The sequence below is a fragment of the Paenibacillus sp. J22R160 genome, assembly GCF_059692135.1.
In genome coordinates this window covers 560,456-586,579 of the sequence record NZ_JCAUAU010000004.1, presented here as the reverse complement: position 1 = coordinate 586,579, position 26,124 = coordinate 560,456, and the positions used below count along the sequence as shown (strand labels likewise).

General features: G+C 47.0%; 24 protein-coding genes, 1 pseudogene and 1 other annotated feature. Of the genes and pseudogenes, 18 read left to right on the top strand and 7 right to left on the bottom strand.

The window, feature by feature from the left end; all coding sequences use genetic code 11:
* Positions 1 to 15 precede the first annotated feature (15 nt).
* The 6 genes from AC58UW_RS13570 to AC58UW_RS13545 all read left to right on the top strand — a co-directional run bounded on the left by AC58UW_RS13570 (position 16) and on the right by AC58UW_RS13545 (position 6,617).
* Positions 16 to 2,250 carry a GDYXXLXY domain-containing protein gene (locus AC58UW_RS13570; RefSeq protein WP_497421148.1) on the top strand — a complete coding sequence of 745 codons (2,235 nt, stop codon included), beginning with the start codon at positions 16 to 18 and terminating at the stop codon, positions 2,248 to 2,250.
* Positions 2,251 to 2,309: 59 nt separating this feature from the next.
* Positions 2,310 to 3,185 carry an EamA family transporter gene (locus AC58UW_RS13565; RefSeq protein WP_497421147.1) on the top strand — a complete coding sequence of 292 codons (876 nt, stop codon included), beginning with the start codon at positions 2,310 to 2,312 and terminating at the stop codon, positions 3,183 to 3,185.
* 48 nt (positions 3,186 to 3,233) lie between these two features.
* Positions 3,234 to 3,454 (top strand) — a binding site (T-box leader).
* A 54-nt stretch (positions 3,455 to 3,508) separates the two neighbouring features.
* Complete coding sequence (locus tag AC58UW_RS13560) at positions 3,509 to 5,395, top strand: arginine--tRNA ligase (protein ID WP_497421146.1); 1,887 nt, start codon at positions 3,509 to 3,511, stop codon at positions 5,393 to 5,395.
* 122 nt (positions 5,396 to 5,517) lie between these two features.
* Positions 5,518 to 5,688: a hypothetical protein gene (locus tag AC58UW_RS13555; RefSeq protein ID WP_497421145.1), complete on the top strand. Its 171-nt coding sequence runs from the start codon at positions 5,518 to 5,520 to the stop codon at positions 5,686 to 5,688.
* Between the two features lie 56 nt (positions 5,689 to 5,744).
* Positions 5,745 to 5,894, top strand: a complete 150-nt coding sequence (locus AC58UW_RS13550) for a hypothetical protein (RefSeq protein WP_186456158.1) — start codon at positions 5,745 to 5,747, stop codon at positions 5,892 to 5,894.
* 90 nt (positions 5,895 to 5,984) lie between these two features.
* Positions 5,985 to 6,617: a hypothetical protein gene (locus AC58UW_RS13545; protein WP_497421144.1), complete on the top strand. Its 633-nt coding sequence runs from the start codon at positions 5,985 to 5,987 to the stop codon at positions 6,615 to 6,617.
* Positions 6,618 to 6,705: 88 nt separating this feature from the next.
* On the opposite strand, the gene AC58UW_RS13540 is transcribed toward AC58UW_RS13545, so the two are convergent.
* From AC58UW_RS13540 to panD, 3 genes are all read right to left on the bottom strand, one after another.
* Positions 6,706 to 7,932 (bottom strand): threonine synthase, encoded by a 1,227-nt coding sequence (locus tag AC58UW_RS13540; RefSeq protein ID WP_497421143.1) that lies wholly within the window; start codon positions 7,930 to 7,932, stop codon positions 6,706 to 6,708.
* A 129-nt stretch (positions 7,933 to 8,061) separates the two neighbouring features.
* Positions 8,062 to 8,796: a YheC/YheD family protein gene (locus tag AC58UW_RS13535; RefSeq protein WP_497421142.1), complete on the bottom strand. Its 735-nt coding sequence runs from the start codon at positions 8,794 to 8,796 to the stop codon at positions 8,062 to 8,064.
* Positions 8,789 to 9,190, bottom strand: coding sequence for an aspartate 1-decarboxylase (gene panD, locus AC58UW_RS13530; RefSeq protein ID WP_497421141.1), 402 nt, complete (start codon positions 9,188 to 9,190; stop codon positions 8,789 to 8,791). The genes AC58UW_RS13535 and panD overlap by 8 nt, the downstream gene beginning before the upstream one ends.
* Before the next feature lie 444 nt (positions 9,191 to 9,634).
* Here panD and AC58UW_RS13525 point away from each other — a divergent pair.
* Positions 9,635 to 10,377, top strand: a pseudogene (locus AC58UW_RS13525) (ABC transporter permease).
* 489 nt (positions 10,378 to 10,866) lie between these two features.
* Here AC58UW_RS13525 and AC58UW_RS13520 read toward each other — a convergent pair.
* Complete coding sequence (locus AC58UW_RS13520; RefSeq protein WP_497421140.1) at positions 10,867 to 11,631, bottom strand: sulfite exporter TauE/SafE family protein; 765 nt, start codon at positions 11,629 to 11,631, stop codon at positions 10,867 to 10,869.
* Between the two features lie 198 nt (positions 11,632 to 11,829).
* On the opposite strand from AC58UW_RS13520, the gene AC58UW_RS13515 reads away from it, so the two are divergent.
* Positions 11,830 to 13,164, top strand: coding sequence for an MFS transporter (locus AC58UW_RS13515; RefSeq protein WP_497421139.1), 1,335 nt, complete (start codon positions 11,830 to 11,832; stop codon positions 13,162 to 13,164).
* Between the two features lie 69 nt (positions 13,165 to 13,233).
* Here AC58UW_RS13515 and AC58UW_RS13510 read toward each other — a convergent pair whose 3' ends face one another.
* Positions 13,234 to 14,355, bottom strand: a complete 1,122-nt coding sequence (locus tag AC58UW_RS13510; RefSeq protein WP_497421138.1) for an MHYT domain-containing protein — start codon at positions 14,353 to 14,355, stop codon at positions 13,234 to 13,236.
* A gap of 150 nt (positions 14,356 to 14,505) precedes the next feature.
* On the opposite strand from AC58UW_RS13510, the gene AC58UW_RS13505 reads away from it, so the two are divergent.
* The 8 genes from AC58UW_RS13505 to AC58UW_RS13470 all read left to right on the top strand — a co-directional run bounded on the left by AC58UW_RS13505 (position 14,506) and on the right by AC58UW_RS13470 (position 22,774).
* Entirely contained in the window at positions 14,506 to 15,156 is a 651-nt protein-coding gene (locus AC58UW_RS13505) for an HAD family hydrolase (RefSeq protein WP_497421137.1), read from the top strand.
* A gap of 34 nt (positions 15,157 to 15,190) precedes the next feature.
* On the top strand, positions 15,191 to 15,622 hold the full coding sequence (locus AC58UW_RS13500) for a GNAT family N-acetyltransferase (protein WP_497421136.1): 432 nt from the start codon (positions 15,191 to 15,193) through the stop codon (positions 15,620 to 15,622).
* 597 nt (positions 15,623 to 16,219) lie between these two features.
* Complete coding sequence (locus tag AC58UW_RS13495) at positions 16,220 to 17,053, top strand: electron transfer flavoprotein subunit beta/FixA family protein (RefSeq protein ID WP_497421135.1); 834 nt, start codon at positions 16,220 to 16,222, stop codon at positions 17,051 to 17,053.
* 79 nt (positions 17,054 to 17,132) lie between these two features.
* On the top strand, positions 17,133 to 18,245 hold the full coding sequence (locus tag AC58UW_RS13490; protein WP_497421134.1) for an electron transfer flavoprotein subunit alpha/FixB family protein: 1,113 nt from the start codon (positions 17,133 to 17,135) through the stop codon (positions 18,243 to 18,245).
* A complete protein-coding gene (locus tag AC58UW_RS13485; RefSeq protein WP_497421133.1) occupies positions 18,242 to 19,552 on the top strand; it encodes an FAD-dependent oxidoreductase in 1,311 nt (436 codons plus the stop codon). The genes AC58UW_RS13490 and AC58UW_RS13485 overlap by 4 nt, the downstream gene beginning before the upstream one ends.
* Positions 19,549 to 19,836 carry a ferredoxin family protein gene (locus AC58UW_RS13480; protein WP_407872060.1) on the top strand — a complete coding sequence of 96 codons (288 nt, stop codon included), beginning with the start codon at positions 19,549 to 19,551 and terminating at the stop codon, positions 19,834 to 19,836. The genes AC58UW_RS13485 and AC58UW_RS13480 overlap by 4 nt, the downstream gene beginning before the upstream one ends.
* Before the next feature lie 162 nt (positions 19,837 to 19,998).
* Entirely contained in the window at positions 19,999 to 22,194 is a 2,196-nt protein-coding gene (locus AC58UW_RS13475; protein WP_497421132.1) for an alpha-galactosidase, read from the top strand.
* Positions 22,195 to 22,261: 67 nt separating this feature from the next.
* Positions 22,262 to 22,774, top strand: a complete 513-nt coding sequence (locus AC58UW_RS13470) for a DinB family protein (RefSeq protein WP_497421131.1) — start codon at positions 22,262 to 22,264, stop codon at positions 22,772 to 22,774.
* A gap of 43 nt (positions 22,775 to 22,817) precedes the next feature.
* Here the strand turns inward: AC58UW_RS13470 and AC58UW_RS13465 are convergent, their stop codons facing one another.
* The gene (locus AC58UW_RS13465; RefSeq protein WP_029198041.1) at positions 22,818 to 23,045 is read right to left on the bottom strand and encodes a hypothetical protein; all 228 of its coding nucleotides are present in this window, start codon (positions 23,043 to 23,045) and stop codon (positions 22,818 to 22,820) included.
* Between the two features lie 251 nt (positions 23,046 to 23,296).
* Positions 23,297 to 24,106, bottom strand: coding sequence for an AraC family transcriptional regulator (locus AC58UW_RS13460; protein WP_497421130.1), 810 nt, complete (start codon positions 24,104 to 24,106; stop codon positions 23,297 to 23,299).
* A 126-nt stretch (positions 24,107 to 24,232) separates the two neighbouring features.
* Between AC58UW_RS13460 and AC58UW_RS13455 the strand changes: the two genes are divergently transcribed.
* Together AC58UW_RS13455 and AC58UW_RS13450 are read left to right on the top strand one after the other, a co-directional pair.
* Positions 24,233 to 25,003 carry a sugar phosphate isomerase/epimerase family protein gene (locus AC58UW_RS13455; RefSeq protein ID WP_497421129.1) on the top strand — a complete coding sequence of 257 codons (771 nt, stop codon included), beginning with the start codon at positions 24,233 to 24,235 and terminating at the stop codon, positions 25,001 to 25,003.
* Between the two features lie 35 nt (positions 25,004 to 25,038).
* The gene (locus AC58UW_RS13450) at positions 25,039 to 26,055 is read left to right on the top strand and encodes a Gfo/Idh/MocA family protein (RefSeq protein WP_497421128.1); all 1,017 of its coding nucleotides are present in this window, start codon (positions 25,039 to 25,041) and stop codon (positions 26,053 to 26,055) included.
* Positions 26,056 to 26,124: the final 69 nt, after the last annotated feature.

Here is a 26,124-nt window from a genome sequence, read left to right as displayed (position 1 = left end):
AGGAGGGAATGCATCATGAAATCGAAATGGATTACGATTCAATTAGGCTATGTGCTGGGAGCCAGCTCTCTTTTAACAGCCATTGTATATTTCTTTGCAACCAACTGGGAGCAATTAAACCGCTGGGAGAAGTTCGTACCTGCTTTTCTGCTTATTCTCGGCTTCTATGGATTATCGGTCTGGCTTTCCCATCAAGCAGGCCGGCAGTTTCTGAGTAAGCTTAGCTTGTTTGCAAGCTGCATATCCTTTGGTGTAGGGGCAGGGCTCATTGGGCAAACCTATAACTCCCATGCCGATAGCTACACGTTGTTTGCGATCTGGTTTATACCGGCATTTCTTTTTGCCATATGGACGAGGTGGCAGCCCTTCTATATCCTATCGTATATCCTTGGGCATTTGGCATATTCCTTTTACTTTTTCCCGCAATGGGAAGGGAGATCGGATTCGGAGGCTATCCAAATCGCAATCTGGTTAGGATTAGCTATTGCGAATGGTATTCTCTATCTGCTAACAGAGCGTAGAAGGTTAAACTCGCCGTTTTTGAAGTGGATTTCATTTCAAGTGGGTATAGGCATAATGCTCATGCTTTCAAATTCGTACGCTTTCGAAGATTATGGGCTGTTTATGAATCTCCCCCTGATTGCCGTTCTTGCCGCAGCAGTATGGTATTCCCATAAAATGCGCAACAAAGCCTATCTGCTGTTCTCTGGCTTATGGATATCAGCCACGATTACGTTCAAATACATTGAGCTCATCGTGCACAATTATAACGAGCTTTTCTTCATAGTGAGTTTGCTTTTTGTGATTGTATTCATCGGTGCGAATGTAAAGTTCATGACCTTTATCCGTGCATGGCAGCCTGCTGAGAAGCCAAGGAATGGTGAACTCGAAGGAGAGGCAGGGGAGAGCGATAAGCCGGAAGGTGATTTTACCAAATGGATCGTGCGAGTTCTCACGGTTTCTGTTGTTATTATCGGCTCGTTGCTTGGCAGTCTGACGGTTATTGGGATTGTTACGTTGGTGTTGGGTTTCGATGACCCTAAGAATGTGTTGATGGGTTTTGGACTCATTGTTGTCACCAGTATGATCTTTTTGAGAAAGCTTAATGCTTTAGTCCGGTACACCATCCTTATCAGCGGACTGTTGCTTGGAGCGGGAGCGGCTGTAATTGCAGAAAATGTCTTAGTTTTATTCGCCTTCTTAGCGCTTACAATTGCTGCATTTATCTACATTGCTGGGACCGTGCATCGCATCTTTTTCTTCCTTGCAGCAATCCTGATTACAGCAGCGATTCTGTCCAATTGGATCCATAGCAGTGTTATCGTGCTGTCTGTGATTGCCGGTTTATTATCCATTCTGTTTGCAGGCGGGCAGGCCATTCAGAATGCTGAAGTTAGGCAGCCGGTGCTCTATAGCAGTTATCCAACGTTTCTATTAACCTTGTTTGCATTAACCTTCATGACTGAGTCTGCCTGGTATTATATCACCAATGCGCTGTTCTTTGTTCTAGTGGTACTTGCTTTAGTCGTTAGCAGGCAGCTGCAAGTCCGATGGATTTTCACTTGGTCGATGGGCTTTTGGACAGCTTTCCTCGTGTACAAATATTACGATTTAGCTTGGAAGCTGCTGCACAAATCGGTTACATTCGCTATGATTGGCATATTGATTCTGATCTTTACTCTTTGGTATGAAAAGAGACATCGGCTTGAAGCTGCAGAGCCGGATGCGGATGCTGGGGCAAATTATAAGACAAACCGAATCCTTATTGCGGTGCTAGTGATGCTGCAAATCGCGGCCATGTCCATACAAATTGGCAAAAGCGAGTACCTGCTCTCCCACGGGCAGCTCATCAAGCTCCAGCTTGAACCGCTAGACCCGCGTTCACTTATTCAAGGTGATTATGTGCGGTTGCGCTACACGATTTCTCAGCCGCCGATCCTTGATTCTAAGAATGGTGAGGTGCCGTCTAAGCAAAAAATCGCTGTTGTGCTTGCTCCGAACACAGCTACAGGTGTGCATGAATTCAGCCGCGTGTATACGAAAGGCGAGGCGCTTGCCCCGGGAGAAATTCGCATTAACGGTACCCGTAAAGGGTATGAGGGGATTGAATATGGGATTGAAACTTATTTCATCCCGGAAGGAACTGGTCGCAGCTACGAACAAAATGCGAAGTTCGCGGAAGTGAAAGTTTCTGCGGGCGGAGATGCCATTCTTGAGCGCCTTGTGCTGCAACAAAGTGTTGTTCAATAAGGATTAATGTGGTAAAATAACCCGATCTTTGCAAGCAAAAGAAAGGGGTAGCTGTTCGGATGTGGCTCATGTATTCCGTACTTGCGGCTTTCAGTTTCGGGCTGCGAGGCATTCTGTATCACTGGTCTAGCCAACAATCACTAAATCGGAATGTGCTGCTATGCGGCACATTTTTCATGGGGGCGTTAATAAGCGCCATTTGCGCCCTTATTTTACAACAAGCTTGGACGGTTTCTGCGTTAATTGGCGTTCAGATGGGGCTGTTTTCCTTTGGAGCTAATGCCAGCATGTTCAAAGGTTTTGCCGTAGGAAAAGCGTCATTGGTCGCCATCCTCACTGGTTTGCCATCCGTCGTTGTGGTATTCGTCGCGTATCTGATTTGGGATGAACGACTAAACATGATGCAGTTTCTGGCTTTTGTCATTATTGTTATCGGGATTCTAGTCGTGCGTTACTCCAATGATATTACGCTGAAAAATCTACAAGGAGCGGGATGGGGAGCTCTGGCGTTGATTCTGTTTGCCGCCAATGACTTGTCTAGTAAATGGACGACGTTGGTATCCGCCCCGTTGTTTCCGACGTTGTTCTGTATGTTTGCTACTGGAACCATCTGTTTTGGGTTGTGGTGGTTGAGGGATCAGAAGCAAGGTGACAATACTCAGGTACAAGTGGCAGTTGCCTCGGGTTGGACGGAAAGACGGACATTTCTATTTGGGATGATCGTGGGCATTACGAATGTAGTCGGCATGATTTTCATTATTCATGGATTTGATCATGGCAAAGCAGGTTTAGTTTCTGCTGTTGTCGCATTGAATGTACTGATTGTTCTGCTCTACACGCGATTTGTTTTGAAGGATAAATTTTCAAAGATGGAACAGTCTGGATTGGCCTTGGCGTTCATTGGCATCTTAATGATGAAATTAGTTGCCTCTTGACAACTTGAAAATATTAAAGTAATATTCAGTCAATTCATAACTTGATATGTAACATTGATGAACAGGACAGTAGTTCTTGTCGGACAGTCGCAGCGAGCCGGGAATGGTGGGAACCGGTACGAATGTCAGGAACGAAACGGACCTGGGAAATGGTCTTCCGAAATGAGCAGTAGGGAGATCCGGCATAAGCCGTTATCGTTGGAGGGGTTAAATCTACGGATTTAACACTTAGAGTGGTACCGCGGGAATGAACAGCTCTCGTCTCTTATTTAGAGACGGGAGCTTTTTTGTATGCAAATAAGGTGATTTGGGAGGAAAATACGATGATTCAGCAGCTACTAACCGTTGAAATTGAGCAGCACGTGGAGGCCATGTTCCAGGAATCCGGGACCCAGCGTCCAGCGAATTTGAAAATTTTAACCGAGCATCCGGCACATCCGGAACATGGTGACTACAGCTCCAACATTGCCATGCTTTTGGCCAAAATATTACGCAAATCCCCCTTGCAGATCGCTGGGGAGCTTCAAAGCCGCATCGAGATGAACGGGCTTGTCCAAGGTTTGTTTAGCAAGGCAGCTGCTGTTGCACCTGGTTTTCTGAATTTTTATATCAACTGGGACGCATGGGCTAATGGTGAATTTCAAGCTCCAACTAAGCGCACTAGTTTTAGAAAACAAACAAAAGTATTAGTTGAGCATACCTCCATTAATCCGAACAAAGCCGCGCATGTCGGTCATCTGAGAAACTCTTGTATCGGTGATTCGCTGTCGCGTATGCTCTTACATGCTGGGTATGAAGTAGAGGTTCACAATTATATTGATGACCTTGGGAATCAATTAGCAGATACGGTGGTAGGCATTCTTCATACGCAAACGGAGGGGAATTTTCTACGTTTCGGAGATTTCTGTTGGGATACCTACGCAAAGGTGAATCATGCCTATAAAGCGCAGCCAGAGCTAGCCGAGCAGCGATCTGTGGTCTTACATGCCATTGAGAGCGGAACATCGAATCTTGCATGGATGGGCGCTCTGGTAGCGGAGCGAATTGTGCGTGAGCAATTGGATGAAATGAAACAATTCGGCATCTCCTATGATGTGCTGGTCTGGGAAAGCAGCATTGTTCGTGCAGGGTTTTGGGATACAACCTTCGAGCTGCTCAGCAAAACGGAGATGTTTCACAAGGTGACGGAGGGGAAACTGGCGGGCTGTTGGGTATTGAAAAACCTCGAAGAAGGGGGAGAAGCTCCAGCGGACAACCAGGAATATCAAGGGGATAAAGTGCTTGTTCGTTCTAATGGCATTCTCACCTACACTGCGAAGGATATCGCCTATCATCTATGGAAATTCGGACTGCTGGAAAATGATTTTGTGTATAAAAAATGGGAGGACCGTCTATGGTCAACGGCAGCCCAAGGAAGCAAGAAAACCATTGGGCACGCAGATATGGTTATTAATGTCATTGACTATCGTCAGCAATATCCGCAAGAGATGGTGAAACTAGCTCTTGAAGTTCTTGGTTACGAGCAGCAGGCGAACCAGCTTAAGCATGTAAGCTACGGCGTTGTTTCTTTGAGTCCCGATACAGCGGCAGGGCTTGGCATAGATACTTCCGAAGGCAAAAGCTCCTACGCGATGTCAGGTCGTCAAGGCATTGGAATTAAAGTCGCAGATCTGCTGGATCGCATGGAGAAAGTGATAGATGCCAAACGTTCAAGAAAAGCGGGGATATCCAGCAGATCCATCGCCGCGGCCTCGATCCGTTACTATTTGCTGAAATATCAGCTGTTAACGGAAGTGATTTTCGATCTGGAGCAGGCAACTGAAGTGACTGGGAATACAGGCGTTTATTTGCTATATGCCTATGCAAGAGCGAACCGTATTTTGGACAAAGCAAAGAAAGATGATCATCTGCAAACCATAGAAGTCAAGTTTAGTGGAACCCTTCTGGAAGATCAAGAATATCAGTTGCTGAGGCATATCGCTTATTGGCCGGAAACTTTGGAGAATGCCACCGCGCAATTGGCTCCTAGCTTAATTTGTCATTATGCGTTTGAGTTGGCTTCCCTGTTCAATCATTTCTATAGTGCTTGTCCGGTTTTGAAAGGGAGCGAAGAGAGCATCTCCCACCGCTTATGGATCACACAAACGGTGAAGGCTACCCTTCATGAAGCGCTTGAACTGCTGGGTATGCCGACTCCTAAGCGATTATAAAAAGATCCTTTTAACAGCCTATTGTGCTCCCCTTATGTACTTGCTGATACAGCCTGTCAGCGTGGTGCATATGCTACAGCAATACACAGCGTTGTTTGTGCGCTTGCGAGGAGGAGCTCACCATGCTTCGATCAAAGGTAAAGACGTACCGATATCGGATCGGCAAAAAGAATGTGATTATCATTCACATCCATCAAACGGCCCAGGCATCGGCGAAGGTAGGCAATGCGCTGGCAAGTAATGCTTTAAATATTCAAATTTACAAAAGACGCAAAAAGAAGAAAGAACGCTAACCCTTTCATACTCTGAGCATAGAGTGTCCACGTTCGAGGAGAGGGGGTGGTGATGCATGCAGCGCAAATCAAACAAGAAATCAAGCTACAGCAGCGGAAAAACAAAAGTGAGAGTAAGACAATCCGCTAGCGCAACCATTGGTCAAGGAGGGAACTCGATCTCGGTGAACGCGTCTGAGGTTGGTGTCGTCCGTATTCGTCCTTAAAAATGTAACTATAGCTTTCTGATCTGGATCAAATGCGGTACAATAGGAATATTCGTGCCAATATGAATGATTCAGGAGGCTTTTACCACAATGACAGAAAAAGAGATCGAAACTCAAACGGAAGAAAATAACGCACCAGATTTGGAACAAGAACAGGCCCAGATCATTATGACTTGGTTTCAGCACATGAACGAAGTTATGAAGGCGCAATTTCCCGAATACGAAGTCGAGGGACAAATCGGAAATAATCCGACGTATGGCCCGATGTTTGCTTTTACACTTAAAAAAGATGAGAAGTTCACGTCATGTGGATTTTTCTTAAATGAAATTATGAGAAATTTCCAAACAAATCCGAATGCAGGACTCTGGCTTTCTTCCTTCTTTGTGGACTTGCTGAGAAGCCCAGAGAGCCATCCGCTTCCTAATCCGCCGCAAACCGAAGACCAGGCGAAAGAGCTTCTGGATAAACATATTGTTCCTTACTGCGCATCGGCTGTTCGTGAAGAATTCCCTGATCAAAAGATCTATGTTGATTTAGAGCTTCACGAGGAGCATGGTCCGGTTCTGGAAGCCGGCTTCATTGCTGTGCAAGACGGCAATAACACTTGCGCGCTTCCGCTGCAATATTTAATGACATTATTCTTATTGAACCGCGATCCAGCTGAGCCTCTGATTCAAGCGATGTCCCGCTTGTACGAAGAAAATAATCTAGGTCAGTCGTAATCTTTCGAAGAAAAGGGATATCTCACAGCCATTACATGGCTTAACGAGATATCCCTTTTCTGCTTTCTTAGGCAATGAGCCAGCGGAATCAGTGCCCAAGTCTGTGCCCATGCGACTTATAATCCGCATAACTCCGTATCCTTGGGATAGAGGAAATGATTTCCAGTTGTGCATATTTCATCGCATGAGAGGTATTGAACAGCACGACCGAGTCGGTTGGACGCAGCCAGCCACGGTCACACAGCTCAATTAGGCCTGCCCAGGTTGCAGAGCCCTCTGGCGATGAGGAAATGCCTTGAGCGCCTAAAGAACGCGTAGCATCGGCGATTTGACCCTTGGATAAGGCCAGCGCCGTACCGCCACTTTGCTTAATGATTGACAAGATGAGGGGCAAATCAGGCGGTTGCGGCACACGCATGCCGGTCGGACTGGGCTCTCTGCTTGCTTCTGCTGTCTGAACCATGGCAGAGTGCGGCAGAAGTCCGTCGACAATAGGCTGGCAGCCTTCTTTTTGCACGCATACGAAACGTGGCATGGGTCCGTCAACAAAACCAAGCGATTGGAGCTCATGGTAAGCTTTCCACATGCCAATAATTCCGGAGCCTCCGCCGGTTGGATAGATGATAACATCGGGAAACGACCATCCGAGCTGCTCGGCGAGCTCAAGTCCCATTGTTTTTTTGCCTTCTACGCGTCCAGGCTCCTTCAAAGTGCCGACGTTCACCCAGCCTTGTTCCTGCTTGCCGGCTTCAATAATAGCAGCGGCGTCATGAATTAAGCCATCCACAAGGAAAGTTTCCGCTCCATAGAGAGGACACTCGTCAACGATCAGCGGAGGACAGTCCAAAGGGATGAACACCGAAGCCCTAATCCCGGCGTGGCTTGCATAGGCAGCAAGAGCGCCAGCGGCGTTGCCGTTGGAAGGAACCGCCGCTTTGGTTGCTCCCGCTTCTTTAAGCAGAGAAACGGCAACGGAGAATCCTCGCGATTTGAAGCTTCCAGTCGGGTTCTGTTCTTCGCGTTTAATCCATAGCTGCCTAATCGGTAGCTTCTGTTCCCAATTCTGTAAGCGTACTAGCGGGGTCCAGCCTTCGCCTAACGTGATGATACAATCCGGGTTGCTCACCGGAAGCAGTTCGTTGTATCTCCACATGGATGGGTAGCGAGTCTGTAATGCTTCCTTCGTGAATGTTTTGCTCAAGCGCTCCAAGTCGTAATCGACCAATAATGTGCCGCCGCAAGTACATTTCATGTCTTGATAGCGGAAAGGGAGCTTTGCCGAACATCGTGAGCAATAAAGCCCCAATTGCTTCATCTCTGGGCCTCCTCGCCGTTTTCAGCGGGAAAACGAATGGTTAGTTATTGTGAATTCGCGTATGCAAACTCTAATGTAGATTATTAAAGCCGGGTGAAGATGGAGACGGCTTGTGTCTCTTGCGTTTGTTTATTTTTGGTGAAATGACTTGATTTTGCGGAAGATCGACTTATCCTTTAGTTTCAAAAACAGTTCCAGCATTGGCGCATAGTTGACTTCAATGATCCAAACATGCCCCTCTTTATCAAAAGCCATGTCGATGCCCATCGTTTTAACCCACCGATAGGAGGGGCCAAGCTTGGCAGCGCTCTTCAGTGCGACTTTATCCAGCTGCGCCAGGAGACTCCCAGATCGTATGGATTTAAGCTGAGAACGCTTGAGAGCATGCTCCACCGATACAACTTTTCCGCTGCTCATGCGGATATTCGTAACGATAAAGCCTGCACCTGCGACTTTGGCCAGTTTACCAGTTACTTGCCATTTCGCATTGGGGCGCCGCTGCACCATCACGCGTAGATCAAAAGGCCGTCCATTAACGGTAGCAAGCGGAATACGCTGCTGGACAATATAATTTTTGCCGGTTTTCTTTTTGAGAAAAGCGTTTACTTGTTCTTGATCGCTAAAGAGTTTCTTTTTTGCTCCGTCTTGGAGCTCGTATTCGGAATTATCCAATTTTTTAATTCGAATGACACCATGTCCGCCATAGCTGCCAGTAGGCTTAATAATAACTTGGCTGTATTTATTTATCATTCGCCAGAAGGTCGATTCCTTTAGCCATTCGGTTTCCGGGAGATTCGCTCTGAGTTCCTCCGATTTGCGGAGCAGCTTGTATTTCGTCCACTTGCTTGTGCTGAGGTTACTCATAGGACTTCACTTCTTGCTCTTGAATAACCACATCATGCTCCTCAACCCGGAGTACCTGATTCTGGTCATCTACGAACACGACTTGAGGTTTCAAGGTCGTAATTTCAGCTTCACTCATCAGACCCATGCTCAGAATGATGACAAGATCCCCAGGTTGAAAAAGATGGGCAGGCGGTCCGTTCAGCCCGATTTTTCCGCAGCCGTCCGGCGCTGGAATGGCGTATGTTTTCCATCTAGTAGCGTTGCGCAGGTTGGTAACCTGAACCATTTCGTAGGGTAAAATGTTCGCTTTACGCATTAACAAAGCATCTATGGTAATGCTTCCGACGTAATTCAGGTCGGCTTCCGTTACCGTTGCACGGTGGATTTTACCTTTACACATTAGTCGCTGCATATGCAGTAGCTCCTTTATCATCACATTGGGTGTTCATCACAACGTATGAATAGGGCAAGTCATCTTGTGTAGGCAAGCGCCTGTTTGCATAAAAAATGGGTCAATAACACCGTGAAATAGCAGCTGTGCTATACTTTAGTCATCATAAGCGTTAATCATCTAGGGAGTGAGAAATTCTGCAGCTTTTTTTTGTTTTTGAACATGTACATAAGCACCATCCAAACGGAGGGAGCACACCGCTTTTTAAACAAATCAACGTGGATGTAAGCCCAAAAGATGTCATAACCATCCAGGGCCATCGGGGTAAAGGAAGAGTACGCTATTACGAGTTTTAGCCGCATTAGACAACATTCAAGGTGGCCAGTTATCATTACATGGACGTCCTGACGGTGAAACAGACGACTTAATTGCTTTTTCCCTTGATCAAGGGGGAGTGAAGTAAGTATGTCACCAGTTGCCTTGGGCATTACGTTTACTTTTATTATGATTACGATGGTTTTATCCAAATGGCAAAAGCTTGGGCTTGAGAAGGACATTGCCTGGGGAAGCATCCGTGGTGCTTTGCAGCTTTTGTTCATTGGATATGTGCTTCATTTTGTTTTTCAAACCGAACATGTGGGACTTATTATAGGAATCATCGCGATAATGATTATGGTAGCTACTCAAAATGCAGGCAAACGGGCAAAAGGGTTAAAGGGAATCAATTGGCGTATAGCAGCAGCCATTGCTGTAACGGAAATTCTAACTATGGGAATTATGCTCGGCTTCCAATTATCAAACCAACAACGCAATTCATAATTCCCATCAGCGAGATGACAATTGGTAGTTCTATGATTGTTTGCGGGTTGTTTTTGAACCAGATGAACCGCGAAGTCGGTTCTTCTCGCGAGTTAATTGATGCCCTTCTCGCGCTGAGAGCAACGCCGAAGCAAGCTATTCAACAAGCGCTTCAGCGCTCTATTAAGGCAAGTATGATTCCAACTATAGATGGCATGAAGACGGTTGGATTAGTTCAACTGCCTGGCATGATGACAGGGATGATTATTGCTGGTTCGAGCCCGATCGAAGCGGTTAAGTATCAAATTTTGATTTTGTTTGCATTTACGGCTTCGGCAGCAATGACAGGTATTATTCTAAGTATATTGAGCTGCAAATTATGGTTCACAAAGGAAATGACATTGAAATAAGAAAAGGTTATTTCCCGGGGAATCTCAGGGATGACCTTATACGAAGGAGGGTGTCCCCAAAGTAAATCTTTGGAATACCCTCAATAGCCTTCAATAAAACCGAGGGCTAAGAGGCCTGTTCTGGCTTAGTTCCTCGGTTTTTCTATCCACTGCTGCTTTCTTTTTCGGAAAATTCGATATTTAATTTCGTATCCGGTTTCGCGATTTAATAAATAACGGGAAATCCTCCCGTTATTTCAAACATATCCCGGCTTGGTTCCTAAATAACTGGAAAAACTACCGTTAATTAGCCCTGAATACCGTGCTTTCCTAGCTCAACGTTCCATAAACAGGAAAAATTCCAGTTATTCAAATTTTAGCTGCGTTACTCCAATAAACAGCGGTAGTATTTCCCTCTAAATTTGAGAAGGGCCTCCCTGCCCAAAAAATTCAAAAGTAAAGCTGTCCTTCTGTCATTTAACGACTTTAGGGACAGCTTCTTAATAATTTTCATATTAATTTAAGGCCGCTAATTAATACTAGGCTTGCAATAATCGTCCGCAGGACGTTGGTTGGTGCTTTGGTGGAGAGCATGCTGCCGATCAGCACTCCGGGGATTGAGCCAAGCAGAAGATTGATGACGAGCGTGTAGTTGACATTCCCCATGCTGGCGTGCAGAATGCCTGCTGTCGTTGCCAGAAAAAATGCGTGGGCGATATCAGTACCGACGAGTTGTGCAGGAACCATGCGGTAGAAATAAAGCATGGCAATGGCATATAAGGAGCCGGAACCGATGGAGGTTATTCCTACAATGAATCCTAGGACAGCACCGATGGTGATTGTTAGACCGCGTTTCTCCTTCAAGCTTTTGAGCTGCCAACGGTTCTCTTTGATCTTATGGCCGAAGAAGACTTTGAACAAGGTGGCAAAAGCAACCAGAATCAAGACATAGCCAAGCGCGTGTTTAATAATGACTTCTTGATTATTATAAAACGAATTGAATAATTTCAGGAATATTACTGCGACAATGACGCCTGGAATACTGCCCATGGCTAACATTTTGACAAGTTTAAAATCAATCGTTTTCTGCCGCCAATGCTGGATTGTGCCGAAAAGCTTCGTGATGGAATTATAAAGCAGGTCTGTTCCGACGGCAATAGAAGGATGAATACCGATTAGAATTAAGATGGGGGTGAGCAGCGAAGCTCCGCCAACACCAGTCAATCCAACCAAAAAACCAACGATTACGCCCATAAACAAAATACTCAAAGTCATGTAGTCATGTCCCCATTCAATTACCCACTATTTCAATTGGATTAATTTTATTATACGCGTAAGCCATATGTAAAGAAATTTTTTCATGCTGTTTCGAGTCTCAGCAGCCAAATCGCTAAACACGCTATTCATTAGATAGTGAATCAGTTACAATATATGGATGTGATGAAGAAGACAGCATAGGAGGTACACGGAAATATGTTGAGTAGTAATCTAAGCAATCGAACAACGGTCATGGTTAGCATCGTATTGGCGATGCTTGTAGCATCTATGGATACGACCATTGCCAACACGACGATGCCGATCATTGTGAAGGAAATTGGCGGTAGTGACCTATTTGCATGGGCATTTACCTCGTATATGGTGCTTTCTACGGTACTCGCTCCGCTTGCAGGCCGATTATCCGATTTATTTGGTAGGAAAAAGATCTATGCCGCAGGGATTCTCTTATTTCTTGGTGGGTCAGTACTTTGCGGTTTATCCCAGAGTATGCTGCAGCTGATCTTGTTTAGAGCCATTCAAGGGATTGGTGCAGGCGTCATGATGCCATTTCCGGCGATAATTGCAGGGGACATATATCCAGTGGAGCAGCGTGGGAAAGTGCAAGCTTTTTTCACAGCAATGTGGGGGCTAGCGGCAGTATTAGCGCCGTTATTAGGGACGTTTTTTGTGACTTATTTGAGCTGGCGATGGATATTCTTCGTTAATATTCCGATTTGCTTGGTTTCGCTTTTTGCTTTGAAGCCGTATAAAGAAGTTTATCAAGCGAAGAAATCGGTGGTGGATTACGGCGGGGCCGTGCTATTCGCTTTGGGGATATCGCTGCTGCTACTCACGACAACAGTTGAGCAATACAATTATATTTACGGGGCATTGGGTGCTCTATTCATGGTTGCTTTTTTCTTCTATGAGAAGAGGCACAGTGCACCGATTGTTCCTTTGAATCTGCTTCGTAACCGGCCAGTTGCGATTATGATTGCCGTTTCTTTCATCTCCTGTGCAGCTTTATTCGGGACTTCAAGCTTTATTCCGCTTTATTTGCAAAATCAGGGCTATTCGCTATTTGTGAGTGGTATCGCTCTACTCGGAACGTCGATTGGTTGGATGGTTGTTGCTGTCCCAAGCGGGAAATGGGTGCTTAAATATGGTTACAAACCGCTGCTGATCGTGGGGAATGGTTTGCTCGTGATTACGGCAATCATGCTTTATTTTATGGGCGAAAAAACAGCCTTCTGGTACTCTTTTGCGACGATGACGATGCTGGGACTAGCCTTTGGACTGATCTTTACGGTTTCAACCATTGGTTCACAGCAGCTTGTCGAGGCGCACCAGAAAGGGATATCTACTTCGCTGCAGCTGTTCGCCCGTAATATTGGCACGGCTGTGAGCGTGACCATCATGGGGGCGATTTTAACGAAAGCGACTGTTTTTTACACCGGCTTCCATGGCATGTTCGTATTTGGCTTCATTGTCAGTTTAGTCTCCATGTTCATCCCATTTATGATTCATTCCACTTCCAAACAAGCGGCTTAAGCCGGTGATTACGAGAATGACCAAAGAACCTGAGGCAGCGCCTCAGGTTCTTTGTGATGAAAGGACTATCTAGGAAGCAGAAGCAGAAGCAGAAGCTGAGCGATTCTGCTTCGTTAAGTCCCTGATCGTTGCCGCAAACATCAACTTTCCTTTAAACTGAAACCCTGTGATTGTGATCTCACCCGGAAATTCGGAACGGTCTGCACGGTAGGCAGCCATTTCGATTCGCTTGCCGATCAAAGCAGCATCTTGCCGTGATAGCTGCTGAAACAAAGAAGCGGCTGCTTCGCCATTTCGATCAAAAGGAAATAGAAAGTCAAACATGGTTAAGGTCAAAGCTTGTTTGCGAGTATAACCAAACACAGCTGACACAGCTGAATTGCACTCAATGATCCAACCCCGGCTGTTAAACACCATGATGCAGTCGACACTTGTATCCAGTAGTGAAGCTTTGAGGGCAAATTGTTCAGCTAGCCTCTGATCGATTTTCATGGAATAGAGCAAGTTTATCGTTAGAAAGATGATCGTCCCAAAAGCAATCAATAGGGCGAGTACGTAACCATCTGTACTCGCAGGATAATGCTCAGAAAGCATATTGTTATCTGGATAAGTCATTTTACCCGCTGACATCCCCATATAATGCATGCAAGTAAGGGTTAAGCTGATGACGAAACCGCTGGAGACCACTTTTTGTTTTGTATAGGTGGACAGGTACAAAGTTATGATGGACGCTAGGATTGCTATTAGAATAGAAATGATAAATGGAATAGGCGTATAGTGAATTTCCACTTGATTTAGGGCGCTCATGCTCATGAAATGCATACCGGATATCGATAATCCCATAAATGTTCCGCCGAGCAGAAATTTAGGGATTTCGAATGTAGCGAAGTGCATGACGATAAAGCCGATGATGGAGCCAATGACTGCGATGGCCAGAGAGGTAAATAAGGTCGCAATATCGAAGCTCTTAACTACTGGATATGGACAGGCTAATATCGCAATGAAATGCATGGACCAGATGCCCACGGCTAAGGTTGAGGCACTGCTCGTGATCCATAACTTTTGTTGCCAGGGGCTAGAATCAGCAATCCTTTTTGCCAATTTCAGACTTGTGTAGGAAGCTAACAGAATAATGACGAATGCTAGAAGGATGAGGTATAAACTATACCGATGAGTTTCTGCAAGATGCATATCCGTTTCCTCTCATGGATTGATGGTGTGCTAGTCTTTGGTGGTTTTATTATAGTTGTCAGTCAATGACGTGTATATAGCGGTTAATGTTAGTTAACATCGAATTGTGTCGAAATACACTAAATCTTGATATAGGGAGTGGAAGCGCTATTGAATAAAGAGAACCCGATTCGTGGCATTATTTTTGATATGGATAATACGCTTCTTCATTCCCATATTGATTTTTCAGCAATGAAACAGGCGATTGCTCACTTTTTGATCAGAGAGGAGGTTCTACCTCGCGAGTTTTCGATAGAGTCGCACACAACATCGACAATTCTTGCCTACGTCAAAGAGAAGGGAGCATCCGATGAAATGCTGGCTGCCGCCTTGCAGATTGCTGAGGGATATGAGCTTACAGGTATGGAGGGAGCAGGTCTTGAGGCGGGTGCGCAAGAGCTTTTGGATAAGCTGCAGGGAACTTATACATTAGCGCTCGTAACCAATAACTCCTACGCTGCTGCCGTTAAAGCACTACAGACCACAGGAATCAAAGCTCGATTTGATTTGATTGTCGGAAGAGATCAGATGGAGGGGATGAAGCCCTCGCCTTCGGGTAATTTGTTTGTGCTGGGGCATTTTTCTGAAATTGAAGCGAATAAGTGGATTTCCGTTGGTGATTCGTGGATTGACGGTCAAGCAGCTAGGGAAGCAGGGATTCCTTTTATAAGTTATGGCAATGGGGTGCCGTTGATGGTGGCAAAAGGCGTTAAGCCAGCAGCTCACATTGACAAGCTGATAAGTCTGTTAGATTATGTATAGATGACAGATGAACAAGAGAAAGAAGTGATCGTAAGTGTTAATCGACGTTAAATCCCGCCTTCAGGAGAACCTTATTCAGGAGCTGCTCAGTTACAGCGTCTTTCCAGATCCAGATGTATTGGAAGAGGCGATTAAGCGATATGAGACGGATTCGAATATGTGGCTTTATGGCTATGAATCAGAAGGGATACTTGTCGGAATCATCGGGTTTCGAATCAACAATGAGCAGGAAATGACCATTCATCATCTGGCGGTTGATCCTCACAGTAGAGGAGCCGGGTTCGGGCGCGGCATCATTCTCGAAATTATTGAAGAGATGCATCCACTGAGAATCGTGGCGGAGACGGATGAGGATACGGTGCAATTTTACCGGAGCATCGGCTTCGTGATTCGCAGTCTTGGCGAGAAATATCCAGGTGTTGAGCGGTTTATGTGCACGTATGAGGTTGAGCCGGAAGATGAGTAGTCATAGCCTTTAAGAGGTTGGTCAGGAGGTAATCCTGGCTAGCCTTTTTTTCTTTGTGCGGAGTAGGCTCCGACAATAAAGGAGGGGACTGGGAAACGCTATTAGACGAAAAAGAGCCTTAACGCCGATTCCTCCTGCTATTTTCCACATTTGATCTTCATTTGTGCAATTAACTGGAAATTATACATCTAATTCCTCAGAATTTAGCGGATTTAGGGTATCTACTGACGATTTAGCTGGAGTTTCTACTGTTATTTCGTGCCCCGCCACAGTGCAGCCCAGAATAACGGTAGCATTTCCATCTATTTCAGCTAAGGCGGCCTAATGGATCATCCCCTTCTACCGAATGACCACTAATCGCTGCACCTAGTTCCCACAGCGGCTTGGACTGCAGAGTTAGCAGTCCAAGTTAAAAGTAAGTGTCATGTTAGATAGCATTTTGCATATATTGTTGTAGGCTGCTGCATAAGTAAATTTACATTGAAAGCGATTTCTACACGTCATTTAAGTGACAATTTTCACAATGATGACAAGCATTGCGGGTGTTTTGTCAAACGGTGTCATACAAGTTCCCCAAAGAAACAGGAGGGTGCAGAGATGCTGCATATCGTAGTGTGTATCAAGCAGGTACCTGACTCTAGAGAAATTCGCATTGATCCGAAAAATAACACGTTAATCCGTCAAGGTGTTCCCAGCATTGTGAATTTTTACGATATGCATGGGCTGGAAGAGGCGCTCCGCATCAAGGATGAGACGGGGGCAAGGGTGACCGTTGTTACCATGGGGCCGCCTCCCGCGGAGAAAGGCTTGAAGGAGTGCATCTCGCTAGGTGCGGACGATGCCGTACTGGTTACGGACCGTGGTTTTGCTGGAGCGGACACGCTGGCTACTTCCTATGTGGTTGCGCGGACAATTCGCAAAATCGCCGAGACGTGGGGGCCGGTGGATATGGTTTTTTGCGGGAAGCAAACACTGGATGGCGACACGGGCCAGGTCGGGCCAGGGGTCGCTTGCCGATTGGATTTGGAGCAGCTTACGTATGTGAACAAAGTGGTGGATGTCGATGAAGAAAATCGCAAGGTTCGCGTACATCGCCTTTTGGAAGACGGGATCGAAGTTGTTGAGACAAGCATGCCTGTGTTGATTACAGCGCTTAAGGAGCTGAATAAGGTTCGAAGGGCTTCGTTGCCAGGCATGATTCGAGCAGCACGTTACAAGCCGACTGTGTGGACGACGGCGGATTTTCCAGACTTGGAACGGGCGAAAATCGGACTCAAAGGCTCCCCGACGATCGTTGCAAAAACGTGGGTGCCTGAAGTGAAAGCTGTGAAAACGAATATGATCGCCTATGATTCGCCGGAAGCAGCGGCCGCGCAGCTTGCTGACCAGCTGATGACTAAGGATATGCAGACGCTGCTTGACTGGACTTAAGCAAAGACGAAAGAATCTCGACGTGACGCAAGACGCAGATGGAGCATGTAATGACATGTAATGAATGGGGGAAGTCACAATGGCTAGTGATCAAACGACGGACCAGGCCGAAGCGGCAATGCCCGATTGGTCTGCTTATCGGGGTGTATTAATCGTTGTTGAGCAGCGGGACGGGGTAGCGAAAAAGGTGTCTTGGCAGCTGCTCGGCGAAGGCAAGAAGCTGGCAGCGAAGCTGGACGCGCCGCTCATGGCGCTCGTCATCGGCGAGGGTGTAGCGCACCTCGCCGATGAAGCCGTGCACTACGGCGCGGACCGGGTGTTCATCTGCGAAGCGCCAGAGCTTCGCACGTACAGAACCCGGCCCTACAGCCGGGTCTGCTTGAAGCTCATCGAGGAAGCAAAGCCCGAGATCGTGCTGTTCGGCGCGACAGCCACGGGCCGTGATCTGGCAGGCGCCATCGCGACGCACCTGCCAACAGGGCTGACGGCCGACACGACGCAGCTCGACGTGGAGCCGCCCCCGTCGCGGCTGCTGCTGGCCAGCCGGCCGGCTTTTTCGGAGAAGATGATGGCCACCATCCTCTGTAAGCAGTACCGGCCGCAGATGGCGACGGCGCGGGCCGGGGTGTTTCAGGCGCTGCCTAAGGACACGGCGCGCCAAGGCGAGATCGTCGCCATCGAGGCGGCGATGCGGGAGGAAGAAATTGCCGCGCAGGTGCTCGACTTCCTGCACGAAACCGGCAAGCTGAATCTCGAGGACGCCGAGATTATTGTAGCCGGGGGCCGCGGGCTAGGCGGCCCTGAGCCCTTCGGGCTGCTCGCTGAGCTGGCGGAGGCGCTCGGCGGTGTCGTTGGCGCATCCCGTGCGGCGGTGGATGCGGGTTGGATCGGGCATGAGCACCAGGTTGGTCAAACCGGTGCGACTGTGCGGCCGAAGCTTTACTTCGCCATCGGCATCTCGGGCGCTGTGCAGCATACCGTCGGCATGAGCCATGCGGACGTTGTCGTCGCCATTAACAAAGACGAGAAAGCGCCTATTTTCCAATATGCTCACTATGGAATGGTAGGCGATCTGTTTAAGCTGGTTCCGGCGATTACGCAAGAGGTGAAAAAACGCCGAACGTTGTTTGGCAAGCCCGCTGCGGATATAACCGCTTCCGTGCCAACGCTGGAAAGGAGTGAGGCCAAATGAATGAAAAATTTGATGCGATCGTCGTTGGCGGAGGCCCAGCCGGTTCTGCTGCAGCTCTAACGATGGCACGAGCCGGGTTATCTGTTGTACTCCTGGAGAGGGGGGAATTCCCCGGTGCCAAAAACATTTTCGGCGGCGTCCTCTACCGGAAGCAAATTGAGGAACTCGTTCCCGAGTTCTGGAACGAGAAGAATTTTCCGATGGAACGTTACATTGTGGAGCAGCGCATTTGGATGATGGGCAAAGAGTCCATGGTAACATTCGGCCACCGCAATGAGGCATACAAGGAGCCATACAACTGTTTTACCGGTTTGCGTGTCAAATTTGACCAATGGTTTGCCGATAAAGCGGTTGCTGCTGGAGCCATCCCTGTGTACGAAACCGTTGCGCTGGATGTCATACGTGAAGGAGATAAGGTTGTTGGCGTTAAGACGGATCGGGATGATGGCGATTTGTATGCGGATGTTGTCGTCATTGCTGACGGTGTTAATTCCTTGCTTGGAAAAGCCATGGGCATCCATAAGGAATGGACGCCGGACCAAGTGTCGCTTGCGGTGAAAGAAGTCATTGCGCTGCCCAAGGAGAAAATCGAGGACCGCTTCGGACTCGAAGGCGACGAAGGCGTGACGATTGAATTTATGGGCGAGACTTCGCTCGGCATGGCGGGAATGGGCTTCCTTTATACGAATAAAGAAACAATTTCCTTAGGTGTAGGCGTGATGGTTAACCATTTGCGTGATAAAAAAGTGAAGCCCTATGCCGTCTTAGACGCCGTGAAGCAGCATCCTATGATTCGCAAGCTGATACAAGGTGGAGAGACGAAGGAGTACTCCGGGCATTTGATTCCCGAGGGCGGCTTTCACTCGATCCCTCCGCTTTCGGGCAATGGCTGGTGCGTCTGCGGGGATGCCGCGCAGCTCATCAACTTCGTCCATCGGGAAGGCACGAATTTGGCGATGACCTCTGGCCGATTGGCTGGAGAAGCGATTGTGGAGGCCAAAGGGTGCGGGGATTACACCGCCGCTTCATTGAAAGCTTATGATCAAAAAATACGCGAATCCTTTGTACACAAAGATTTGCAAAAGTATAAGGGCATGCATCAATTCCTGAAAGATCAGGACCCTGAACTCCTGTTTGATAAGCTGCCTAGAGCGCTTAACGAAGCTGCTTATAACATGTTCCTCGTGGACGGCATTGCCAAAGCGGATAAGCAGAAAATGGCGATGAAGCTGATCAAAAACGCCGCAGGCGGCACTGTGAACTTGATGAAGCTAGGCTACAAGGGTTGGAGGGCGATGAACGGATGAGTCAAAGCGACATTTCTGATAAGCTGTTTACGATTCGTTACAAATGCGACGACAAATCACACCTTGTCATCAAAGACAAACAGACCTGTCTGAGTTGTGTGACCAAGGATTGCAACTACTTCTGTCCTTCCGATGTATATGAGTGGGAAAAGAAACTCAAGATTACGACCGTCGCCTTTGAGAACTGTATTGAATGCGGAACTTGCCGAATTGCCTGCCCGTCGCATAACATCGATTGGGTCTACCCCAAAGGCGGTTACGGCATGACGTATAAATTTGGTTAATGGATGGGGTTTATCGAAAGGAGCAGGGCTTTTGAGCCGCTGCTCCTTTTTTGCTTGATTTAGGGAATACTATAGGTAAACTACATTTCTCCATATGTATGTGCACAATCTCCATAGTGCGAATTCACAAAGAATAAGATAATAAGGAACAGGAGGGATATTATGCAGATAACTTTTGAACAAACACAAGGTATTTTCCATTTAAAAAACAATCAGATGAGTTATGTGATTCAGCTTGTCCAAAACGCCTATCCGGCGCATGTCTACTGGGGTCGCCTCATTCGATCCGGGCAATTGGGTGCCATTTTACAATTTCATGAAAGATGCTCGTTTTCTCCTAACCCGGCTCCGGAAGATCGGAGCATCTCCTTCGATACGTTACCGCAGGAATATCCGGCATATGGAACCAGCGACTACCGGGAGCCTGCTTATCAAGTTGCGCTGCCAAACGGGACTACGATTACTGAACTTATCTATGATAAGCATAGAATCTACGCAGGAAAGCCTACATTAGATGGTTTGCCGGCTACGTATATAGAGCATGAGAACGAAGCGCAAACGCTTGAGTTGGAGTTAGTAGATGCCTTGATTGGTCTACGGGTCATTCTTTCCTACACGATATTTGACCAGCATGCGGCCTTGACGAGGTCCGTGCGTTTCGTGAACGAAGGTACAGCTGATGTGAAGCTGCTCCGCGCGCTCAGTATGAGTCTTGATTATTCGCACAGCGATTTTGATTTGCTGCAGCTATCTGGGAGCTGGGTGAGAGAGCGGCATATCGAACGCAGGGCGCTTGCTCCCGGCAAATTGACCGTTGAAAGCCGCCGCGGATCCAGCAGCCATCAGCATAATCCATTTATTGCGCTGCTCGCTAAAGACGCGGGCGAAGATCATGGGGATGTATACGGGTTTAGCCTCGTGTACAGCGGGAATTTTGCAGCTCATGCAGAAGTAGAACCGTATGGGAATGCACGCGTTTCCATGGGGATTAATCCGTTTGATTTCTCATGGCTGCTTGAGCCTGGACAAGCATTTCAGACGCCTGAAGCCGTCATGGTTTACTCTAGCTCTGGCTTAGGGGAAATGTCTAGGTCCTATCACAAGCTGTACCGGACACGCCTATGTCGCGGAGAATTCCGTGACCGTACTAGACCGGTACTCGTGAATAACTGGGAAGCAACGTACTTCCAATTTAACGCGGACAAAATCGAGAGCATCGCCAGCGCAGGCAAAGATCTTGGCATCGAACTGTTCGTACTTGACGACGGCTGGTTCGGCAAAAGAGACAGCGACAATAGCTCGCTAGGAGACTGGTTCGTTGATAAAGCGAAGCTGCCAAATGGTTTGGAAGATTTGGTTGCCAGAGTGAATGGCATGGGGCTTCAATTCGGCCTCTGGTTTGAGCCGGAGATGATATCTCCGAACAGCGAATTGTATCGAAAGCACCCGGATTGGTGCTTGCACGTGCCGAACCGTCGTCGTACGGAAGGACGTCAACAATTAATACTGGACTTCTCTCGCGAGGATGTATGTGAGGCTATCTTGGGGATGATTCGCAACATTCTGAGTAGTAGCCCGATTACGTATGTCAAATGGGACATGAACCGTAATATGACGGAAATCGGTTCTGCCGCGCTGCCTCCTGAAAGACAGAGGGAAACCGCTCATCGTTATATCTTGGGGCTCTATCGCGTTCTCGAATCGTTAACGAAAGAATTTCCGCATATTTTGTTTGAAAGCTGCTCTGGTGGGGGAGGCCGCTTCGACCCAGGGATGCTCTATTACATGCCGCAAACGTGGACGAGCGACAACACGGATGCCGTTTCCCGCTTGAAAATTCAGTACGGTACAAGCATTGTCTACCCGATCAGCTCGATGGGAGCACACGTATCCGCTGTTCCGAATCACCAAGTGAACCGCGAAACCTCGCTGAAGATGCGCGGTGATGTGGCGATGTCCGGTAACTTCGGTTATGAGTTGGATCTCACCCGTTTCACTGACGAGGAGAAAGAGATTGTCAAACAACAAATTGCAGACTATAAAGAAATCCGTCCGCTCGTCCAGTTTGGCGACTTGTATCGTCTGCTGAGTCCCTTTGAGGGCAACGAAACGGCTTGGATGATTGTCTCCGAGGATAAAAAGCAAGCCCTTGTCGCCTACTTCCGCGTGCTAGCGGAACCAAACGCACCACTCCAAACGCTGCGGTTAAAAGGACTCAGCCCTGATTTCGATTACCGTATCGCGGGCTTTGAAGGCGAGTATCCTGGCGATCATTTGCTTTACGCCGGTCTTCCCGTCAATGATTTGCATGGAGATTTCCAGAGTAAAATATGGGTGCTTCAGGCATCTTCTCAATGATCGTAATTTCCGCTATGATTAGTCTATTACATAGATAGACTGATCATGGAAGGGAGATTGCTGCAATATGTTGAAGCGTCCTGAGAAAGATGAATACGCGCCATATTATGAAACTTACATCAGCAAAGTGCCTGACGAGGATTACGAGGTGTTCTTAAAGCGTCAACTTGATGCAATCATTGCGTTATTTGGCAACTTCGATGACGAAAAGGGACTTTATCGCTATGCGCCAGGAAAATGGAGCTTGAAGGAAGTATTGGGGCATATAACGGACACGGAGCGTGTAATGAGTTACCGAATGCTGCGTATAGCTCGCGGAGATACGACGATACTGCCTGGGTTTGATCAAGATGTCTTTATTGCAAACACTTCGTTCGACGAACTGTCAATCGAGAATCTGTTGCATGATTTCAAAGCGGTTCGGCAGTCTACCTTAACGCTTCTACAAACGATTGCAGATTCCGCTTGGTCGCGTCAAGGAAACGTCAACACGTTAGATATTACTGCGCGAGGGCTTGCTTATGTGATTGCCGGTCATGCTGAACACCATCTGAGCGTTGTGCAGGAACGATATTTATAAAAAAAGAGTTTGTCAGGGGCACGCCCTCGACAAACTCTTTTTTTTAATATAGCGATAATGCCAATGAATCACGTTCATTAAATGAATGCAGGATCGCTTCACAGCCAACGATTTCAATGCTTATGATCGAGTCCAAACATTTCTTAATCGTGGCTCTGCCTTTCGTAACTTTCGCTTCAAGAGCGGATTTCAATAAGTTGAATTTCTTTTTATTTTTCTCATCGGAGTAGACAGGCACGGGTTTGTTATGAATCGTAATAAACATTTTCATAGATTTTCACCATCCTAGGAATTGGATATACATCAAGCATATATGAGGATTATTAATTTAACCTTAAAATAGTTTTACAATTTTGAAACAAACATGTATTTCATGGATATATTTTAAAACTATTCAAATTAATTCCTCATTTTGGAGCCATCAATCTGCTAGCTTTTTCCGTTGTCAAAGAATATACGATTCAGAAGGCAAAAAAGTTCCATACTCTATGAAAAACTACATGAAAAATTTGTGAATTATCTTTAATTTTGCGAATCCTTTTGCCGATACAGCTTAGGCGAGATCCCAAATCGCTGTTTAAAGGCACGATGAAAATACGGATAACTGCCGAAACCGCAGCTAAGGGCGATTTGCTCCAAAGACATGGAGCTATCGTGCATCCGTTCCACGGCGCTGGATAAACGGACTTCCAAGGCGTATTGAATCATGGTTTTACCGAAGCATTCCTTGAATAGATGAACAGCGCGAGATACGCTGAGTCCAACGTGATCGGCAACATCATCTACTTTGAAGGTGGCTGTAGCATGCGCTTCAATAAATCGTTTCATCCGAGTGCCTGTAAATGGCCGCCCTTGCAAGGAAACAGTTTCCGTTGCTGCGCGTTCCACATATAGACATAGCGCTTGCAGCAAGTAACCGCTAAGCTCACGGTTTTCCTCTTCCATTCTGCGTTTCTCGAGAATAAGCTGGCGCCAAAGCGATATGAGCCGCGCATCAAGATCAATTCGCGTGCAGGTTTGTTTGAGGCTGCGTTTCCACCATGCATCGATCCATGCGCCTTTGCAAAATAAATAATAATCTCCGCTGGCAATTTTGCCGCCGGGGTTGTCCTTCGCAGGTTCGATCCTTAGCTCGTACGGATCACCTGGCTTATATAACAGCAAATGGCCGGACTCAATTTGAATCATTTGGCCATCCACGAGAATTTCACAAGTACCCTCCGTTTGTAAACGGAAAAGATAAGTATTGAGTCCGGATTTCGTACTCACGTTAAACGGTTCCATATGAAAAGAATAGCCGCAGGTTAACAACTCTGTATCCAATTTAATCACCTTTCATAGCCAAATAAGAGATGTTTTGATTATATCGTGAATGGTCATAATAAGCTATGTTCCGGTATACTGTCTACATAGGTGATAGAAATGCATAAATTGGAATCTAAGAAAAGAGGGAAACATATGGGACGTTTAGGAATTGGTCTTCAATTGTATACACTTCGTGATGATATGGCACAAGACTTGGAAGGCACACTTCGCCATGTTGCTAAGCTAGGATATGAAGGCGTAGAGTTCGCGGGTTATTTTGACAAGCCTGCTGCCGAAATGAAAGAATTGCTAGATGAGCTTGGCCTGAAAGCAATTGGAAGCCATGTAAGTCTGGAGAGATTCCGCAATAATTTGCAAGGCGAAATCGACTACCTGCACACAATTGGCGCGAAATACGCGATCTGTCCTTATGTAGGTGCTGAAGAGCGTGAAAATGCGGATCAATGGAGAGCGCTTATTGCTGAATGTGAGCAACTTGCCATTGAAGTTGGCAAACAAGGCTTGCAGTTCTTATATCATAATCATGATTTCGAATTCCATCACAAAGTGGACGGCGAATTCGTCTTTGATGCGATGTATGCAGGGAAAGATGCGATCCAAGTAGAGATGGATGTGTGCTGGGTTAAATACGCAGGACAAGATCCATTAGCTTATATCGCGAAGTATGCAGGACGTCTGCCGCTGCTTCACTTCAAAGATTTCTCCAAGGATGCGGAAGGCAAGCTGGTTACATTGGAGTTAGGATTAGGCGAAGTTCCACTCGAGGAAGTGATTAAAGCTGCAGAGCAAGCAGGCGTGGAGTGGCTTGTTGTTGAGCAGGATCACTGCCAGAAGCCGCCGCTTGTAAGCATTGAAAACAGTTTGAATTGGGTTAAAGAGCACTACATCAACGTTCATAACTAATTCATGACTAATCATTCAGAGGAGTGTACAATTAAATGAGTAAAATTAAAGTGGCCGTCGTTGGTTGCGGCTCCATTTCCAAACATAGACATATCCCGGAATACGCTTTGAACCCGAACGTTGAGCTTGTTGCTTTCGTTGACCCGATTATCGAAAGAGCTGAACACTACGCTCAGCTTCATGGCGGAAAAGCTTATAGCAGCTATGCTGAAATGTTGAAAGAAAAAGTGGATGCAGTTAGCGTATGTACGCCAAACTATCTTCACGCAGAAGTTTCCATTGCTGCAGCAAACGCTGGGGCGCACGTTCTCGTAGAGAAGCCAATGGCTGCTACAGCTGAAGAAGCGGATGCCATGATCGAAGCTGCAAAGAAAAATGGCGTGTTCTTGATGGTTGGCCACAACCAACGTCTGATGGCGCCGCACGTGAAAGCGAAAGAAATTTTGGAATCTGGCAAGCTGGGTAAAGTGCTGACGTTCCGTACTTCTTTCGGACATCCTGGACCGGAAGGCTGGAGCGTTGACGGCCGCGAGAGCTGGTTCTTCCGCAAAGAAGAAGCGATCATGGGCGCGATGGGCGACCTTGGCGTACACAAATCGGATTTGATCCGCTATTTGCTGAATGATGAAGTTGCACAAGTGGCAGCGTTCGTAGGTACACTGCACAAAGAAGGTACGGATGTGGATGATAACTCCACTTGCTTGCTGCGCATGAAAAGCGGCGCTACCGGTTCCTTGGTTGCAAGCTGGACTTACTACAAAGGCCAAGACAACTCTACGGTTCTGTGGTGCGAGAACGGAGTTATCAAAATCGATACAGATCCGAACGATCAAGTGATCGTTGAGCTTCGCAACGGCACAGTTGAACGTTACAAAGTTGGTCAAGTTGCGACGAATGAGAAGCAAACGGTCAGCGGCGTAATCGACGAGTTCGTGGCAAGCATTGTGAGCGGTACGAAACCGCGTATTTCCGGCGAAGAAGGCAAGCGTTCCTTGGAAGTTATCCTAGCTGCATTCGAATCCGAAGCAACTGGCAAAATTATTACGCTCTAATTACATTTTAAAACGATAACAAAAGAGGCTGCCCTCAAGGTTTATCTACCTTTTGGGACAGCCTCTTAC